Below are 16,578 nucleotides of genomic sequence, written 5' to 3'. Positions count from 1 at the left end.
TCGGGGCGACAGGATTTGAACCTGCGACCTCTTGACCCCCAGTCAAGCGCGCTAGCCAGGCTGCGCCACGCCCCGATGTTCACGCGACGGCCACGCTAACAGGGGTGCTGCATGTGGCTCGTTGCGGTGAATCGGTTTGGTCGAGCGGGCCAGCCAGGTCCTGCACGCCGTCTCGCGACGTACGCGCGTGGCTGCTGGTGTTCGACTGCGACCAAGGAGGCAAATATCGCACAATAAGCGTCGCTTTGCAACGCGGGCGATCCGCCGGTAGGGGCGCATGATCGCGGCCCACCTGGACGGCGAACTTCGAGGCCGAAGGGAGTTTCACGGTGCCCCGGGTTGTTCGACAACCGGCGGACGCGCTTTTATGGACCCGACTCAGCCCACCGATTGGTGCTCGCGGCCTGCGTGCTCGCCCAGATCGTGCGAGCCGTTTCCGGCGCCTGCGGTCGCACCGTCTTTGACCCCGTTGCCGGCTAAGGCTGCGCCGTTCTCGGCCGCGGCTGCCTCGGCAGCACCTGGGGAATCTGCGGCCGCGCTACGCGACGGTTCGTGCTCGACTGAGAACCTCAGCCCGTGGCGATACGCGAAACGCACCAACCCGTCGAGCAGGTGATAGAACACGGGCGTGACGATCAATGCCAGCACCAGCGACAGGGACTGGCCGCCGATGATGACCTTGGCCATGCTTGCGCGGGCGCCGGCGCCCGGCCCCTGGCCGAGCGCGATGGGGATCATCGCCGCGACGAGCATCACGGTCGTCATCAAGATCGGCCGTAACCGGGTGTGATTGGCCTCGAGAATGGCCTCGAACAGATTGCGTCCCTGGGCGCGCAACTGGTTAGTGCAGTCGACCTGCAAGATGCCGTTCTTCTTGACGATGCCGATCAACATGAACAGCCCGAACATCGCGTAGATGTCCATCGGCGTGCGCGCCAGCACCAGCGACAGCAGCGCGAAAGGCAACGTCACGGGCAGGGCCATGAGGATGGCGACCGGCTGCGTCCAGCTTTCGAATTGGGCCGCGAGAATCAGGTACATGAAGACGATCGACATCAGCACGGCGATGCCGAGGAAATAAACGGTCTCGCCGAGCGTCTCGGCCTGCCCGCCGAAGCTGACCGAGTATTCTGGCGGCAGCTTCATGTCGGCCATGTATTTGCGCGCCCGCTCGACGCAATCGCCCAGTGCAATGCCCGATGGATTGCCCAACACGGTGACAATGCGCTGGCGATCCTTGCGCTCGATGACGCTTGGTCCGCGGCGCTCGACCACGTCGGCCAGATTCGAAACGGACACGGGCCCCACGGCGGGCGACGCCACTGTGAGACCGTACAGATCCTCGATCGACGAGCGGTCACGTGCCTGGGCGCGGAGCCAGATATCGTATTGCTGGCCCTGCTCACGGAAACTCGACACGATCATCCCGCCCACGAGCACGCGCAACGTGTCGGCCACCGCGCCGACCGAGATTCCCAAATCGCTGGCGGCCTCTCGATCGACGACCACCTGCAGCTCGGGATTGCGCAGCGACAGGGTCGTGTCGAGATCGCTGATGCCGCCGGCCTCGGCGAGCTTGCCCTTGAGCTCGGTGGCGTATTCGGCGAGCTTCTCCAGGTCGGGCCCGTTGAGCTCGACTTGAAAGACCTGGGCCCGGCCGCCGCCCTGGAATGGCGACACGTCGTTAACGCCCGCGCGCAGGTCGGGGTATTCGACCATCATGCGGCGCACTTCTTCCTGCACGACGAACTGCGAGTACTCACGGTCCTCGAGTTCCTTCATGCGCACGTACACGGTGCCAGTCGTCACGGCGCCTTGGCCCTTGCCGTTGCGGCCGAACGTACCGACCGAGCTGAACGTGTAAACGGTGCCGCGCACCTTGTGCAGCCGGTGCTCGAGTTCGGTCAGAATGGCCGCCGTGCGCTGCAGTGTGTAGCCTTCGGGCGTGGTGATGGCCACTTCGTATTCGCTTTGATCGTCGCGCGGAATCAGATTCAGGCCCATGATCCGGCCGATCGGCACCGTGCTAAAGAACGTGAGGATGGTCAAAGCGACAATCGCGAACCGATGGCGCAACGACCAGGCGAGCAAACGGCCGTACCATTTGTCGAGGTTGCGCCAGACGAAGCCCGACTTCGACTTCGCCTTGCCTGAGTGATCCGCTTCGAGCTTGAGGAACCGGCTGCAGAGCATCGGCGTGAGCGTGAACGACACGAACAGGCTCATCGTGATCGCGAAAGCCACGGTGAGGCCGAAGCTCGAGAAGAAGCGGCCGACGATCCCCCCCATGAAGGCGAGCGGCACGAAGATGATCACCAGCGATAGGCTGGTGGCCATAACCGGCAAGGCGATCTCGCGCGTGCCGCGCCGCGCGGCTTCCATGCCGTTGAGCCCGTCTTCTTCCATCAGCCGGAAGATGTTTTCATGCACGACTACCGCATCGTCGATCACGATGCCAATGGCCAAAATCAGGCCCAACATGGTGATATTGTTGAGCGTGAAGCCCATGTAGTACATGAAGGCGAACGTGGGCACGATCGACGTCGGGATGGCCAAGGTGGCGATCAGCGTCGTGCGCCAATCGCGGATGAAGAGCATGATCGTGGCCGACACCAGCACGCCGGCCAGCAACAGGTGAAACTGCACTTCCTCGATCGACTTGCGAACCCATCGCGATTGATCGCGGATGATTTCCATCTTGATGTCCGGCGGCAGCGCGCCCTTGACGCGATTGAGCCGCTTGTGGACCGCATCGGTCACGGTGACGACATTGGTGCCCGACTGCTTCTGCACGATCACGCTGACGGCGTCGCGGCCGTTGAGGCGCGATAGCGAGCGAGGCTCTTCCACGCCCTCGACCGCTTCCCCCACGTCGCGGACGCGCACCGGGTAACCGTCGCGATCGGTAATGATCAGATCGTTGAATTGCTCGGCCGTGTTCAATCGGCCCAGCGTCCGCACGACGAGTTCGCGGGCCCCTTCGTCGACCCGCCCGCCGGGCACCTCGAGATTCTGCCGCTGCAGCGCCAGCTTCACGTCTTCGATCGACAGGCCGTATGCAATCAAGCGGTCGGGATCGACCGTCACGTTGATGCTCCGTTGGCGGCCGCCGAGCAGCATGGCCGCGCCGACACCGCTGACCGTCTCGATCTGTTCCTTGACCTGGCGCCGTGCAATCTCGGTGATCTCGCGCAAGTCGCGATTTCCCGAGACGACCACGGTCATGATCGGCATCGCCTCGGTATCGAAGCGGTCGACCACCGGCGGATCGCTACCCTCGGGCAGCAGCGCGAGAATCGTGCCGATCTTGTCGCGCACCTCCTGCGCCCCGACGTCGCCGTTCTTGGTGAGAGCGAATTGCACGATCACCAGCGAGATGCCCTCGCCACTAGTCGACCGGATCGAATCGACGCCCGAAATCGTGTTCACCGCGTCTTCGATTACCTTGGTGACCGAGGTTTCCATCTCCTCGGCGCTGGCGCCGGGTAGGGTCGTGGTGACGACGCAGACCGGAAAGTCGACGTTCGGAAACAGATCGACGCCGAGGCGAAAATACGACAGAAGCCCTAGGACCACGGGCCACGACACCAGGACCCAGGCGAAGACCGGCCGGCGAATGCAGATTTCGGACAGATTCATGACAACTCTGCTCGCGGCTCAGGCATCGGGGGACGGTGCCGACTCGGCCGCCGCATCGTCCGCGACCTTCGACTGCGGATGCGGGGCGGTCGCCGTTTGCGCCGCGGCCGGCTGTTCGGGCGACGACGACGCACGCACGACGACTGCCGCGCCATCGGCCAACTGACTTTGGCCCGAGGTCACGACGACGTCGTCGGCATGCACCTCGCCCGCTACTTCCAGCCAGCCCTCGTGCAAGGGCCCGGTCGAAACCGGCACCTCGACCGCCTTTTGATCGCGAACCACGAACAGCTTGGTCACGCCGGCGAAGCGGACGACCGACTCGGCGGGCACAACCGTGCGCTCAGTGCGCTGCACCACGATGTCGAGCTTGGCAAAACTGCCCGGGCGCAGGGCGCGATCGGTGTTATGAATCAGCACCTCGACCACGAAGGTCCGCGACCGCTCGTCCACCGCTGGGTTCACCCACCGGATCGCGCCCTCGAAGACGCGGTCGGGATGCGAGGCCACGGTGAATTTCACGACTTGTCCGGCCGTCACATAGGGCGCATATCTCTCCGGCACATTGGCCCAAGCCCGGAGCGGATCTTCGATCACCAGATGCGCCACCGGATCGCCCGGCTGAATCATCTGCCCTTCGGTGGCGTTGCGCTTGGTAATGGCATAGACCAGCGGGCCACTGATTCCTTCGGGCACCAGCGAAGGCTCGGGCGCAGCGATGTCCATGTCACGACGAGCCTGGCTGGCAACCTGGACCTCGACATTGGCCGCCTGGGCCATCGCCAAAGTCGTGCGCGCGGCGAGCGTTGCCGTTTCGAGGGCTGCCTGAGCCTCGCGCATGCCGAATTCCGCGTCGAGAAAGACTTCGTCTGTGCTGACGTTTTGCTGTTTCAGTTTCTTTTGCCGATTCAGGCGGTCGACTGCCCGATCGTACGCCACCTGGGCCTGGATCACCTGGGGCACCGTCCGCACGTCGAAGTCTTCGCGCGGCGTTTCGTCGACGCCCAGCCGGGCCAACTCGGCCTGCAAGCGACGCTCGGCCTGCTGCAACATGAGGTCCGTGTCGACCGGGTCGAGCTGCACCAGTACCTCGGCGGGCTTGACCCGGTCGCCGACGTCGTGCGGCGTCTTCAGCACGTGCCCCGAGCGCTTGGCGCTGATCTCGACCTCTTCCCAGCCCTTGAGCGTGCCGACGACGCCGATCGACGTGTCGAGCATCCGGGCCTCGGCCTTGGCAACCGTGATGTTGACGGGCGGCTTCTCGGCGGTTTCCTCAAGCGAAGCCGCCTGGTGGCAGCCCGTAGCCGGCAGCAGCGATCCCGCGAGTGCGACAGCGAACAGGGAAGCAAATCGATGGCTCATGGCTTATGGGGACACTCCCGCGGAGCGATCGGGCACAAGCTCGACGCTTGCCGCGAATCCTCGAAACAGGTCGTCGACGATCTGGCCGGCGAGCTCGGGACCCAAGGGCCGATCACGGTAGAGGTGGTCCATCGTGGAAATCGCCACCGCTCCGCGTACCGCGGCGACGCAACGCTCGACACGGGCACCGTCGAGCGCCCCTTCGGCGACCGACTGCAAGACGGCGTGCTCGATGGCCTCGGCAATCTGCTGCCCGAACCCGGCCAGCTCTTGTGACATCTCGGTCCCCGCTGGACCGAAGAACAACGCATAGACAAAGCGAGCCCGATCCGGGTTCTCGCGGCAAAAGACAAACTGGGTCTCAACCATTCCGACGAGCTTGTCGCGTCCCGCTCGATCGTCCGCGAGAATCGTATGCAGGGCGTCGACCAATGCCGTCATGGGCACGGTGACGAGCGCTTGCGCGAGACCCTTCTTGCTCTTGAAGTAGTAGTACAGGGTCGGCTTGGTGACGTGACAGGCCTCGACGATGTCGCGCACCGAAGTGGCGTCATACCCCTTGGCGGCCATCAGTCGGGCGGCCGCCTGCGCAATCATTAGGGCGCTAGAGTTATTTGTGGTGCTTGTGGCCTCTGCCGACATGGCTACCTCAACCCAAACGTCCCAAACACCCAACAACAGGCACTTAGCGCAAACATTCACCCAAATGCATACCGACCGGTAGGTATCTTAGGTCGGCGATCTGAGCGGTTCAAGACACACTTTGTCGCAGCCACCGATATAGGGTGCGATGAACCGGTAGATTCCTGACGGCACAGATCGCCGTATCTATAATCCCAGATGGGAGTTGCGGCCTTACTCAGAGCCTCCGGCCCGCATCAGCTCGGCGATTGCGTCGGCACGGCCCAGCACAATCAGCCGGTCGTCGATTTGAATCTCGATTGAGCTGGGAGGCGGTAGCACCAAATTGCCGCTGCCCTGCCGGATGCCCACCACGATTACGCCCCGATTGCGCAGATCGGTTTCGGCGAGCCGCCGCCCGGCATAGACACTGTTCTGCGAGACGTGAATCTCGGCCAGGTCGAGTGCCGTTCCCTCGGTGCGGAAGATCTCGAAGAACTCCTCGACGTTGGGGTTGACGAGCAGATGTGCCATCCGTGCGGCACTCGTCTCGAACAGCGTCATCACGCGGTCGGCGCCCGCCTTCTTGAGCTTGGCGACACTCGAATCGTCCTCGGCCCGGGAAATGATCATCAGGTCTTTCGACAGCAGCCGCGCGGACAGCACGATGTACAGGTTGTCTGCATCGCTCGCCAGCACAGCCGCGAGTCCTCGCGCCCGTTCAATGCCCGCACTTTGCAAGACGTGATCGTCCGTGGCGTCGCCCGCCAAAGCCGGCCAGCCATCGGCGAGCGAGCTGCTCACAAGCGACTCGTCGCGGTCGATGACGACAAACGGCATGCGCTTGGCCGCCATTTGGCGGCACAACGCTTGTCCCATGCGGCCATAGCCGCAGACGATGAAATGCCCCTTGAGCGTGCGAATGGTCGAATCCATGCGGCGCTTCTCCAACCAGTGTGTCAATTCGATCCGGACGACCATCTCGCCCAGTTGCACAACGCCGAAAAAGAACACTCCCAACCCGACGATCAGGTAGGTCATCACAAAGATCCGCCCCGCCGTCGACAGCGGATGCACCTCCATGAAGCCGACCGTCGTGATCGTCGTGACGGACATGTACAGGCAGTCGAACCACGGCCAGCCCTCGATGATTCGAAAGCCGATCGTGCCGAACAGCGGCAACAACGCCAACAGCACCACGATGCGGGCAACACCGCCTAAGGGCATGTGCCAAGCCTCCTGGCCTCGTTGAGGGCAGCCACCCTCGACACAACCTGGCAAGCCGCACGACCGCTCGGCCGCCTCATTTCGTCCAGGAGGCGCCGGGCCGGTAGGTGCCGAAGTACCACTGATTGCCTTCCAGGTCGCCGCGCGAACCGTGGGCTTTGTTGCGTACGTCTTGCAGAATGGTCGCGCCGGCCGACCTGGCCTGGGAAAAGCGAGCGTCGGGATCGTCGATCGTCACCGACACCAGTTGACTCAAGGCCTGCAAATCGCGCGGGCTCACCCAGCCTCGGTCCGGCCTGGCGGAGCTCAGCATGATCACCGCAGGGCCCAGGCTTAGTTCGGTATGCGCCACCTGGCCGTCCGGGATCATTGTGGACATGTGTTTGGAAAAACCGAAGGCATTCACCAGCCATTCGATCGCCGCCGGCGCGTCGCTGTCGTCCAGACAAGGAAAGATGATTGGCACGGACATTTCGCTGGGTGCCCTGGCGAATTGCTCGGATCCGTTTCACTCACATCGGTCCCCTCGGGCTGCGGCTCGACACGATCTTACTCGCCTTTCTACAATGCCGCCACCAAACCTCCATCCCCAGTCGCAGAACACGATGTCGCCACTCACGCTCGCCATCGATCAGCTCATCGCAGCACGCGAATACACCAACATGACGATCGCCGACTTGCCGGACGAGCTGTGGTTTCGGCTGCCTGCCGCAGGCGTGACACACGTCGCCTGGCAAGCTGGGCACCTGGCCGTGGCCGAGTACGGGCTTGTCTTGAAACGCATCCGGGGTGAGCAGCCGGAAGATGAGGCATTGATCTCGACCGCATTTCGCCAGGCGTTCGGCCGCGGTTCACAACCTCAGGCCGACCCGCAGGCGAATCCCACGCCTGCGGAGATCCGCGCGGCGCTGCAGCGCGTGCACGTCGCCGCGCTCCGCTTACTGCCGACGCTCACCGACGCGGAACTGGACGAAAGTGCCGGCGATCCGCCGCACCCGTTGTTCATCACGAAGCTCGGCGCGATTCTCTGGTGTGCGCGCCACGAGATGGTGCACACTGGCCAGATCGCCCTCTTGCGGCGAATGTTCGGCAGCGCGCCGCGCTGGTAGCGGCGTGCCTCGACAAGCGCCGGCGGACAGGCGTCAGTCCTCTGCCTTGCTCCCGTCGTCGCTCATCTTGACGATTTTCGGCTGAAATTCGGCAACCACGTCGACCAGGTCGGACTGTTCGGCCATCACCTGGCGGATGTCCTTGTAGACGCCGGGAACCTCGTCGGCACCGGCCGACAAGACGCGAATCCCGCGGCGGGCCAGGTCGGCCTGTACAGCCTTGAAGCGATACTTATCGCGCGCGGCGGTGCGCGACATTCGCCGGCCAGCACCGTGCGAGGCCGACATCAAGCTCTCCGGATTGCCGCGCCCGCGAACGACGTAAGCCGGATCGGCCATGGAGCCGGGAATCACGCCCAGCTGACCCGGCGCGGCCGGCGTCGCGCCTTTGCGATGCACGATCAGCTCGCGGCCACCGTGGAGCTCTTTCCAGGCAAAGTTGTGGTGATTTTCGACCCCGGCCACGATCTGCGCGCCGAGCAGTTTGCTCACCTGCCGGTGGATCACGTCGTGATTCGCCGCTGCGTAGTCGCCCATCAGGTTCATCGCCGCCCAATAGGCCTGCCCCTCGTGCGTGTCGAGATCGAGCCAGGCCAACCGGCCGGCGTCTTCGTAGCGCTTGGGCAGCCGCACGCGCGCCAGGTTGCTGTACACCGAACACACCGCGGCGCCAGTCCCGCGGCTGCCGCTGTGGCTGAGCAGCGCGACGTACTCGCCGGCATCGAGGCGCAGCTCGGCGTCAGGCAGCTCGAGCTTGAGCACGCCGAACTCGACGAAGTGGTTCCCGGACCCCGAGGTGCCGAGCTGATGCCAGGCCTTGTCACGATTCTCGCGCGTGACTGGCGTGATGGACCAGTCGCGGTCCATGACTTCGTGATCGAACGGCTTGCGGTATTCGCCGCCCACGCCGAACCGGGTGCCGCCTTCGACCGCCTCTTTGTAAAGATTGAATTTGTCTTTGAGTGTCCAGACCGGCAGGTCGAGGACCGACAGCTTCATCCGGCAGGCGATATCAACGCCCACCGCATAGGGCGCCACGGCGTTCTCGAGCCCCAGCACACCGCCGATCGGCAATCCGTAACCGACGTGCGCATCCGGCATCAACGCTGCCGCGCGCGCCACGGGCAATTGACACGCCTGGCGCATCTGGGCATGCGACGCGTCGTCGATCTGCGTTCCCCAGGTGCGGTAAGCAATCGGCTCGGCAGGCGGCTGAGCAGGTCCGGCTTCGGCGAGCTCGCGCGCCAGCGGCCCGAACACCGCGTCCTCCGCATACTGCTGCGGCGCGGCGACGATGGCATGAATCGTCTCTTTCAGGTTCTTCCCGCGCAACTGGCCCGCGGCCGCGGCCTGCTGAATCGCGAGCAACGCGGTCTTGAACGCATAGCGTGGGACCCCGAGTTTTTCCAACTGTCGAGCGTTCATCGATCAATCATTCGCAAGCGTGCATTAGGCAACCCACAGACACGCAGCTGCGCAGCTTGGTTCGCCGGCACGAACGCCATAAATGCTACAGAAATAACTCGAGCCCGTAGCGAAGAGCGAGCGCTTGCAGCTTCTCGACTTCGGGCGGCCCGGTCGCGGGGAACTGAGATAGCTCGGCAAAGAAATGCTCGATCCCCGCCGGGCAGGCGATGACCAGCATCTTCCCGGGCGTGGCGGAATCGTTCTGAAATCGATGGGGCAGATCGCGTGGCGCATAGACGACAGCCCCCGGCCCAGCGCTGATCGTGCGGCCGGAAACCGAAAACTCGAATTGCCCTTCGACGACATAAAACGTTTCGTCTTCGCGGTGATGAACGTGCGGCGGCGGCCCTCCTTGCGGCGGTACGATCGTCTCGAACACGCTGAAAGCGCCACCCGTATCGCTGCCGACGAGCTTGCAATAGATGACATCGCCGCCGAGCACCCGGTAGAGCGCGCCTGCGCCTTTGTCGATATGCAACACGTCGCCTGGCATGTCGATCTCGTCCTTGCGTTGATGTTGATTCCGGCGAGCGCCGCCGATCAGCCGCGGATGCTGAGCCAAACAAACGACGCGATCAGCGATACGCCCACGACGGCCAGAATCATGCAGCCCAAGGTTTGCGTGCGCTGCTGCCGACGGACGACGTCCGACAAGCCGTGCTCGGCGGCCAGTCGTTCGACGGCTTCCTTGGCTTCCTTCAGACCAAGCCCGGTCTCGGCGCGGCAGGCCTTGATCGCATCGATCACGCGCCCCTGCTCGAACATCGTCAATGCGGTGGCCTGCCAGGCGGGCAGATCGGCCCGCGACGGCTTCGACGCCGGAACGTCCTCCTGAACATCGGGCTCCAACCGCGCGCCGCAGTGGCGACACATCGACGCGTCGGCCTTGTTCTCGCGATGACACTGGGGACAACGCATTGGCAATTGCGGCTGCGGCCTGGACTGGTGAAGAACGCCAAGCCATTCTCCGCAGGCAGACGCTACTCGACAATCTCAATTCGGTCGCCGCATCGAATGGTGCCGCCGCTGCAGCCAGGCGCCAGGCGCGTATTCACGGTCAGCCGGTAGAAATGGTCGAACCGATCGCGCGCCGCCCAGCCTGGCAAGGTGGCCTCGCGCTGCTCGGCAAAGCGGCGGGCAAAACCGCTTGTGATGATCCCCGTTTGGGGCTGCCGGCTCGGCACGACACAGCGCTGGCACGGATTCGTGCCTTCGAACTCGACCGCACCGATTCGAAACCGCACGGTCGCCACGCCTGGGCCGTACAGCCGGTCTTCCCAAAAGGGCTCATCGATCGCGAGCACCAGGTTGGGACGGAACCGCCGCGTCGCTTCCTCGGTCGCCCAACCCTCGAACCATTCGCCGACGCTTGCTAGCGTGCCCCGCGACACGATCGTCGGCCCCGAGGCTTCGGTATCGTCGGGCCAGCCTGTCGCAGCATTCTCGACGAGCCCGACTTCGCGGCCGAAGAACGCCGACAGCCAGGCCAGCGATTCCGGCGCATCAATCGTCCCTTGGAATTCCCGCCCGTCGCCCTGCAGACGAACCTTGCGGCAGTCGAGCTCGAACTGGGCGCGCAGGGCATGAATCCGCGCCGTTTGTTTCGCATTCACGAACGGCCGCGGTTCGGGCCCCGCGGCATCGACGAGCGCCCAGCGTCGGTCGTGGGCCAGTGCGCCGCTCGGCAAGACCGCGGCCGCGTCGACTCGCACACCGTCGAGCGACTTGATCGGATATATCCAAATCTGCTCGAGCACGCTCGGTGCCATGCGGGCCCTCGCGCCTAGCGGCCACTCCACGATTTCACAACGTCACGAAACACGCGGGCCCGATCGAAGGGCTGCGCCGGGTCTTCGTCGAAGATCAAGACGGCATAACGCAGAGAAAAAGCCTCACCGGAACGCACCACCACGCGGCTCGGTTCGCCGCCGGTAAACGCGGCCCGCCCAAAGGGGTTGGCGGCGATGAAGCCGTAATCGCGGGCATGGAACCACGAGCGCCGGAAATTGTTCGGATCAGGCATCAAGAGCACGCCGACGCGGCGCCCCTGGAACTCGCCGGAGTATTCACACCAATCGGCTTGCTTGCCCCACGCCTGCGCCTCGTTCTCCAGGCCGTCACTGTTGACGATCCGGCCACCTTGCTTGACGGCCAGCGGAGTTGCTAGTCGGACGCCGAGGCCGAGTTCCTCTTGATCGCCGAAAACGATTTCCGATCCGCGCGGCTTGAAGGTCGAATTCCACACGAGCAGCCAGCCCTCGGCCCGCACGCGAATCTCTCGGCGACATGCTTCCTCGGCGAGCACCTGGTCCCCGGCAGCGTTCCGATACTCCTGACGGACCTCAAACGCGCCGACGCCACTGTCTACCCGGGGCGGTTCGCTGATTTCAAGTTGGCGAATCGCGGCCTTGTTGCGCCACGAATCGGCGCCGCTCAAATCGCCGAACGCCAGCCAGATGCCCGGGTGAAACTTGTCGTGATCCGTGGGGTCCTGACCTGCTACCGGGGGGTGATTGCGCGTCACACGGAAACCGCCCGTGGTGTAGACATCACACAGGTATGGCCGCGAGATCTCCGGGTCCTGCCACCGATATTCGGCTACCTGTCGATCGCCAATTCGGATCGACAGGCGATCGTCGTGCTGATCAAACGACACGGCCGGCGACGTGGCGTCCGCGGCCCGCAAGGCGTTTGCGCCTGCCGCGAGCACGACGAGCGTCCATAACAGCACCCTGGCTTGCACCGTTCGTCGCATCGACCCGCCTTGTTCTATGCCCGACGCTGGACGCGAATCTGATCTTTGATGCTGTCCCCGGGATGCACGATCACGGTGTCGCCTTCGCGCAGGCCCTCGACCACCTCGGCCTGCAGGGCGTTGCGATGTCCAATTTTGACCACGCGAGTTTGCGCGCGTCCGTCTGCAACGCAAAAAACGGCCCATTCTTCGCCCTGGCGGAACAGCGCGCTGGTAGGCACCAGAAGCACCTGGGGCGACTCCCAGATGACGATGCGGGCTTCGACGCGAAACCCGTCCCCCAGGGCGCTGCGATCTTCCAGGGTGTCGTTCAGATCGCCCACGACGTACACGCGCTGTTCCTCGACTCCGAGCGCCGAGATCTTCGTGAAGGCCGAAGGTTCGATGCGTTTGACGGTGGCGTTCAGCGGATGGTCGCCGCCCCATTGTTCGAGGATGATCCGCGTGCCGACGCGCATCTTCACTGCATCGCTCGACAGCACGTCGATCTCGACCTCCAAGTCGGCCGGATCGCCCAACTCGACCAGCTCGGTGCCGGGCGTGACGATCCCAGCACTCTCCTGACGGACGCGCAGCACGCGACCGTTGATCGGCGAACGGATTTCAAAGTGATTGTCGCTGCCAGCCTCGGCTTCGGGTCGGGTGCGCAGCAGCGCCGCCTTGGCCTGCTCGAGTTCGAATTGCGCGATTTGCTGGCCCAGTTCGGCCGATCGCAATTCTTCGACGCGCGTACGGAGCAACAATTGCGTATTCTCGAAATCGACCAGCGGCGCCGTCTTCGTTTCGTACATCTGCTTGGCACGCTCGAACTCGTTGCGGGCAAAATCGAGCGCTGCCTTGGCACGCTCCAAGTTGGGCTGCGCCGCTTCGACACTGGCCTCGGCCGCTTTGACGCGGGCCTCGGCCTCGGCCCGCGCCCGAGGATCGAGCAGCGACGGGTCCGACGGCTCGATCACCGCCAGCAGCGTCTGTCCGGCGCCAACTTCGTCACCGGGGTCGAGCTCGATGCGCTGCATGCGGCCCATCAGCGGTGCCGAGACGATGTAGCGCTCGCGCACCCGGGTCTTGCCCTCTTCGTCGACCGTGACGACCAGCGGCCCGGTGACCACCTGTTCCATGTCGACCGGTTGCGCGCGGGGCAGCATGGCCACGACGATCGCCGCCACGACGGCCAGGCCCCCGGAAATCCCCGCGGTGCGGCGCAAGAGCTTGCCCCACTGACGCCGTTTTGTGCCGTCCGGGTTGCGCAACATGGTGCACTATTCGCGGGTTTTGAGGACGGCAATCAGGTCCAAATGATCGAGTCGCCGCCGGACGACCAGGCCCGAGAACAACGCTGCGATCAACACCACCAGCACGGCAAAGGCGTACGTCCCTCGCTGCACCACGACCGGCAGCGAGATGAATTCGCTGTTGGTCGAAGTCGTGGCGAACCAGCAGAGTATGTAGCCGATCGTCAACCCCACGGGCAGCGCGGCCAAGGTCAGCACGGCCAGTTCGCCTAGCAGGATATACGAGATTTCTCCACGCGTGAATCCGAGTACGCGCAAGCTCGCCAGCTCGCGCCCCCGCTCCGACAAGGCAATCCGAGCACTATTGTAAACCACGCCGAAAGCAATGATCGAGGCGAAACCAATGTTAAAGAGGCGCATCCGCAACAGGTTTTCGGCCACGGTATTGCGAAAACTCTCGACCACGGCCCCCTTGAGTGCCACGCTGGCCACCCCGGGGGTCTCTTTGAGTTGCTGGTAGAGATTGTCGTTGACCAGCGGATCGGTGAGCAGATAGGCGCCGGACACACTGGCCCCCTCGCGCATAAAGCGGTGCAAAGCGCCGATTTCCATGTAGGCGGCCGTACCGATGAACTGCGACGCGATCGCGCCCACGACGAGCGAACGAATCGGTCGTTCGCCCTCGAGGATCTCGACCGTGACGGGCTCGCCCACGTCGACACCCAATGCCTGCGCCAGGTTCGTCGACAATACGACGCCTTCGGGCGGCAACACCACGTTGCGCAAGTCGTCGTCGATCACCTGATTCAAACGGGGCCGTTGCGGCAGACCCACGATGCCGGAGAGCCGCGTGCGATGGCCCGCCCGGAACCGCACCGGCACTGCGCGGAACACTTCCGACTGGATGACGCCGGGCAGGTGTTCCGCCTCGAAGATGGCCCGCGCCGGGCGTGGTTCGACGAACGTCAAGCTGATGTCTTGGCGCTGCGCCAGGTCGAACTGCGCGGCAAAGATGTAATTGACCGCATCGAGACCGAAATTGCCCACGACGAGCACGGCCACGGCCATGGCGATCCCGAAGCTGGCCAAGGCAGCCTTGATCGGCTCGCGCTCCAGATGGCGCATGATCATCCGGGTCGGCTGGTCGAACAGCCGCTGCAGGCCCAGGCGCTCGAGCACGGTGGGCCGAAACTTCGCGGGCGGCTCGGGGCGCATCGCCTCGGCCGGCGGCAGGTTGATCGCCGCGCTGACCGCGCGCCAGGTGCCCAGCACCGCGGCCGCCACGGCGATCAGCCCGGAGAGCACGATGGTTTGCGCGCGCAACTGAAATTGCAGGTGCGGAAAGTGATAGAAGCGGGCGTACATCCGGCTGAGGTTCCAGCCCAGATAGGCCCCCATGGCCGTGCCCAGCAGCCCCCCGCAGAACACGATGAACAGCACGAGTTTGAGGTAATGCAGACCCACTTCCCAGTGCGTGTAGCCGAACGCCTTGATGGCGGCGATCTGCTCGCGCTGCGTACTGACCAGGCGCTTGAGCACGACGTTCAGCAGGAAAGCAGCCACGGAGAGAAAGATTGTCGGCACGACGATGGCCATCGACTGCAATTGATCGATTTCATTGCGGACGAACCGATACGACACTTGTTCCGAGCGATCGAACGCCCCCACGCCGCCGTAGGGCTCGGTCAACTGGTCGACGCGGCGCAGCACTTCCTTGACGCTCGCCCCGGGCATCAAGCTGATCGTCAGGTCGTTGAAGGCGCCGTCCATGTCGAAGACGGCCTCCATCGGACGCTGTCCCATCCAGATGACCCCAAACCGCTTGTCGTCGGGGAAGATGTCGCCGGGGCGGATCTGGTAGATGTACTCGGGCGAGAGGGCCACGCCGACGATCTCCAGTCGCTTGCGCCGGCCGTTGAGGATCGCCACCAGGCGATCGCCCGGATGCATTCGCTGCGCCAGCGCGAACGCCTCGCTGATGATCACTTCGTCGTCGCGTCCGGGCTCGATCCAGCGCCCCTCGCGCAGGTGCAGCGCGTTGAGGTGCGGCTGCCGCGTCTCGGGAATAGAAATCAACCGGCCGATGGCCGGCTCGGTCATCCCGGCGATATCGAGCGTGGCGTCGAAGGTGATCCGCGGTTCGGCGCGGGCCACACCAGGAATTGCACTCAATTGCTCGACCAGCGCCAGCGGCGCTCGCTTCATGTGCGCGAAGACGTGCCCCAGCCGGTACCGGTCGCAATAGGCCGAGAGCGTCATCTGGAGCGAGTCGAGCGCGGTCAGGGCCAGGATGAACATCGCCACGCCGCTGGCCAGCACCAGGCAGATCGCCAAGACCTGGCCCTTCATATGCCAGACGTCGCGAATCATCTTGCGATCGAGCGCAGCGAGCATCGCGTCACCACTCCAGCTCGCGCGGAGAGAGCTTCTGCTGGTTGTGCTCGACCGAATGCACCCGGCCGTCGGAGATCGAGATCACGCGATCGGCCATCCGGGCAATGCTCGCATTGTGCGTGATCACGGCCGTCGTGGTGCCCAGCTCGAGATTTACCCGTTGAATGGCTTCGAGCACGACAACGCCCGTGTGAAAGTCGAGTGCGCCGGTGGGCTCGTCGCACAACAACACGTCGGGGCGCTTGGCCACGGCTCGGGCGATCGCCACGCGCTGCTGTTCACCTCCGGAAAGCTGCGCGGGAAAGTGATCGATCCGGTGGCCCAATTGCACCAGCTCCAGCGCGTCTTGCGGCAACATCGGATCGCGAGCAATCTCCGTGACCAGCGCCACGTTCTCGCAGGCGGTCAGGCTGGGAATCAAGTTGTAGAACTGAAACACGAAGCCGACGTGGTCGCGCCGATAACGCGTCAACTGCCGGTCGTCGCTCGCCGTGAGATCCTGATCGCGGTAACGCACCTGGCCCGACGAGGGCACGTCGAGCCCCCCCAGGATATTCAGCAAGGTCGACTTGCCGCTGCCCGATGGCCCGAGCAAGACAACGAACTCGCCTTCGAACAGGTCAAGATCGACGCCGCGCAGCGCGTGCACGTCGACTTCGCCCATGTGATAGACCTTGGTGATCTCGCGCGCCGAAAACACGGCACGGCGCGAATCGGCCGAGGGCGGTTCGGAAGTCGCGGCGGAAGTCGACATCTGTGGCATTATACCCGC

At 64.2% G+C, this 16,578-nt stretch carries 14 protein-coding genes and 1 tRNA gene; 1 reads left to right on the top strand and 14 read right to left on the bottom strand.

Going from position 1 to position 16,578, the window contains the following annotated elements:
• The 6 genes from K1X74_20070 to K1X74_20045 all read right to left on the bottom strand — a co-directional run bounded on the left by K1X74_20070 (position 1) and on the right by K1X74_20045 (position 7,321).
• Positions 1-75 (bottom strand) — tRNA-Pro (locus K1X74_20070).
• Between the two features lie 303 nt (positions 76-378).
• A complete protein-coding gene (locus K1X74_20065; GenBank protein MBX7168643.1) occupies positions 379-3,639 on the bottom strand; it encodes an efflux RND transporter permease subunit in 3,261 nt (1,086 codons plus the stop codon).
• An 18-nt stretch (positions 3,640-3,657) separates the two neighbouring features.
• On the bottom strand, positions 3,658-5,001 hold the full coding sequence (locus K1X74_20060) for an efflux RND transporter periplasmic adaptor subunit (GenBank protein MBX7168642.1): 1,344 nt from the start codon (positions 4,999-5,001) through the stop codon (positions 3,658-3,660).
• Positions 5,002-5,004: 3 nt separating this feature from the next.
• The gene (locus K1X74_20055; GenBank protein MBX7168641.1) at positions 5,005-5,571 is read right to left on the bottom strand and encodes a TetR/AcrR family transcriptional regulator; all 567 of its coding nucleotides are present in this window, start codon (positions 5,569-5,571) and stop codon (positions 5,005-5,007) included.
• Positions 5,572-5,856: 285 nt separating this feature from the next.
• Complete coding sequence (locus K1X74_20050) at positions 5,857-6,849, bottom strand: potassium channel protein (GenBank protein ID MBX7168640.1); 993 nt, start codon at positions 6,847-6,849, stop codon at positions 5,857-5,859.
• A 76-nt stretch (positions 6,850-6,925) separates the two neighbouring features.
• Positions 6,926-7,321 (bottom strand): hypothetical protein, encoded by a 396-nt coding sequence (locus K1X74_20045; GenBank protein ID MBX7168639.1) that lies wholly within the window; start codon positions 7,319-7,321, stop codon positions 6,926-6,928.
• A 133-nt stretch (positions 7,322-7,454) separates the two neighbouring features.
• Between K1X74_20045 and K1X74_20040 the strand changes: the two genes are divergently transcribed.
• Positions 7,455-7,958 (top strand): DinB family protein, encoded by a 504-nt coding sequence (locus tag K1X74_20040; protein ID MBX7168638.1) that lies wholly within the window; start codon positions 7,455-7,457, stop codon positions 7,956-7,958.
• Between the two features lie 33 nt (positions 7,959-7,991).
• Here K1X74_20040 and K1X74_20035 read toward each other — a convergent pair whose 3' ends face one another.
• From K1X74_20035 to K1X74_20000, 8 genes are all read right to left on the bottom strand, one after another.
• Positions 7,992-9,383 carry an RtcB family protein gene (locus K1X74_20035; protein MBX7168637.1) on the bottom strand — a complete coding sequence of 464 codons (1,392 nt, stop codon included), beginning with the start codon at positions 9,381-9,383 and terminating at the stop codon, positions 7,992-7,994.
• Between the two features lie 85 nt (positions 9,384-9,468).
• Entirely contained in the window at positions 9,469-9,918 is a 450-nt protein-coding gene (locus tag K1X74_20030) for a cupin domain-containing protein (GenBank protein ID MBX7168636.1), read from the bottom strand.
• 47 nt (positions 9,919-9,965) lie between these two features.
• Positions 9,966-10,343, bottom strand: a complete 378-nt coding sequence (locus tag K1X74_20025) for a ribosomal protein L7/L12 (GenBank protein ID MBX7168635.1) — start codon at positions 10,341-10,343, stop codon at positions 9,966-9,968.
• A 62-nt stretch (positions 10,344-10,405) separates the two neighbouring features.
• Positions 10,406-11,194 (bottom strand): MOSC N-terminal beta barrel domain-containing protein, encoded by a 789-nt coding sequence (locus K1X74_20020; protein ID MBX7168634.1) that lies wholly within the window; start codon positions 11,192-11,194, stop codon positions 10,406-10,408.
• 14 nt (positions 11,195-11,208) lie between these two features.
• A complete protein-coding gene (locus K1X74_20015; GenBank protein ID MBX7168633.1) occupies positions 11,209-12,180 on the bottom strand; it encodes a PmoA family protein in 972 nt (323 codons plus the stop codon).
• 14 nt (positions 12,181-12,194) lie between these two features.
• Positions 12,195-13,433: an HlyD family efflux transporter periplasmic adaptor subunit gene (locus K1X74_20010; GenBank protein MBX7168632.1), complete on the bottom strand. Its 1,239-nt coding sequence runs from the start codon at positions 13,431-13,433 to the stop codon at positions 12,195-12,197.
• 6 nt (positions 13,434-13,439) lie between these two features.
• Positions 13,440-15,806 (bottom strand): ABC transporter permease, encoded by a 2,367-nt coding sequence (locus K1X74_20005; protein MBX7168631.1) that lies wholly within the window; start codon positions 15,804-15,806, stop codon positions 13,440-13,442.
• A gap of 4 nt (positions 15,807-15,810) precedes the next feature.
• On the bottom strand, positions 15,811-16,560 hold the full coding sequence (locus K1X74_20000; GenBank protein MBX7168630.1) for an ABC transporter ATP-binding protein: 750 nt from the start codon (positions 16,558-16,560) through the stop codon (positions 15,811-15,813).
• Positions 16,561-16,578: the final 18 nt, after the last annotated feature.

Source organism: Pirellulales bacterium (assembly GCA_019694435.1).
GTDB lineage: Bacteria > Planctomycetota > Planctomycetia > Pirellulales > JAEUIK01 > JAIBBZ01.
The sequence above is the reverse complement of the archived record's forward strand: the minus strand, read 5'-3'. Positions and strand labels throughout refer to the sequence as shown.

Excerpts from the sequence above, each read along its gene's own strand:
- K1X74_20065 (MBX7168643.1), bottom strand. The coding sequence starts at position 3,639 with ATGAATCTGTCCGAAATCTGCATTCGCCGGCCGGTCTTCGCCTGGGTC.
- K1X74_20060 (MBX7168642.1), bottom strand. The coding sequence starts at position 5,001 with ATGAGCCATCGATTTGCTTCCCTGTTCGCTGTCGCACTCGCGGGATCG.
- K1X74_20055 (MBX7168641.1), bottom strand. The coding sequence starts at position 5,571 with ATGGCCGCCAAGGGGTATGACGCCACTTCGGTGCGCGACATCGTCGAG.
- K1X74_20050 (MBX7168640.1), bottom strand. The coding sequence starts at position 6,849 with ATGCCCTTAGGCGGTGTTGCCCGCATCGTGGTGCTGTTGGCGTTGTTG.
- K1X74_20045 (MBX7168639.1), bottom strand. The coding sequence starts at position 7,321 with ATGTCCGTGCCAATCATCTTTCCTTGTCTGGACGACAGCGACGCGCCG.
- K1X74_20040 (MBX7168638.1), top strand. The coding sequence starts at position 7,455 with ATGTCGCCACTCACGCTCGCCATCGATCAGCTCATCGCAGCACGCGAA.
- K1X74_20035 (MBX7168637.1), bottom strand. The coding sequence starts at position 9,383 with ATGAACGCTCGACAGTTGGAAAAACTCGGGGTCCCACGCTATGCGTTC.
- K1X74_20030 (MBX7168636.1), bottom strand. The coding sequence starts at position 9,918 with ATGCCAGGCGACGTGTTGCATATCGACAAAGGCGCAGGCGCGCTCTAC.
- K1X74_20025 (MBX7168635.1), bottom strand. The coding sequence starts at position 10,343 with ATGCGTTGTCCCCAGTGTCATCGCGAGAACAAGGCCGACGCGTCGATG.
- K1X74_20020 (MBX7168634.1), bottom strand. The coding sequence starts at position 11,194 with ATGGCACCGAGCGTGCTCGAGCAGATTTGGATATATCCGATCAAGTCG.
- K1X74_20015 (MBX7168633.1), bottom strand. The coding sequence starts at position 12,180 with ATGCGACGAACGGTGCAAGCCAGGGTGCTGTTATGGACGCTCGTCGTG.
- K1X74_20010 (MBX7168632.1), bottom strand. The coding sequence starts at position 13,433 with ATGTTGCGCAACCCGGACGGCACAAAACGGCGTCAGTGGGGCAAGCTC.
- K1X74_20005 (MBX7168631.1), bottom strand. The coding sequence starts at position 15,806 with ATGCTCGCTGCGCTCGATCGCAAGATGATTCGCGACGTCTGGCATATG.
- K1X74_20000 (MBX7168630.1), bottom strand. The coding sequence starts at position 16,560 with ATGTCGACTTCCGCCGCGACTTCCGAACCGCCCTCGGCCGATTCGCGC.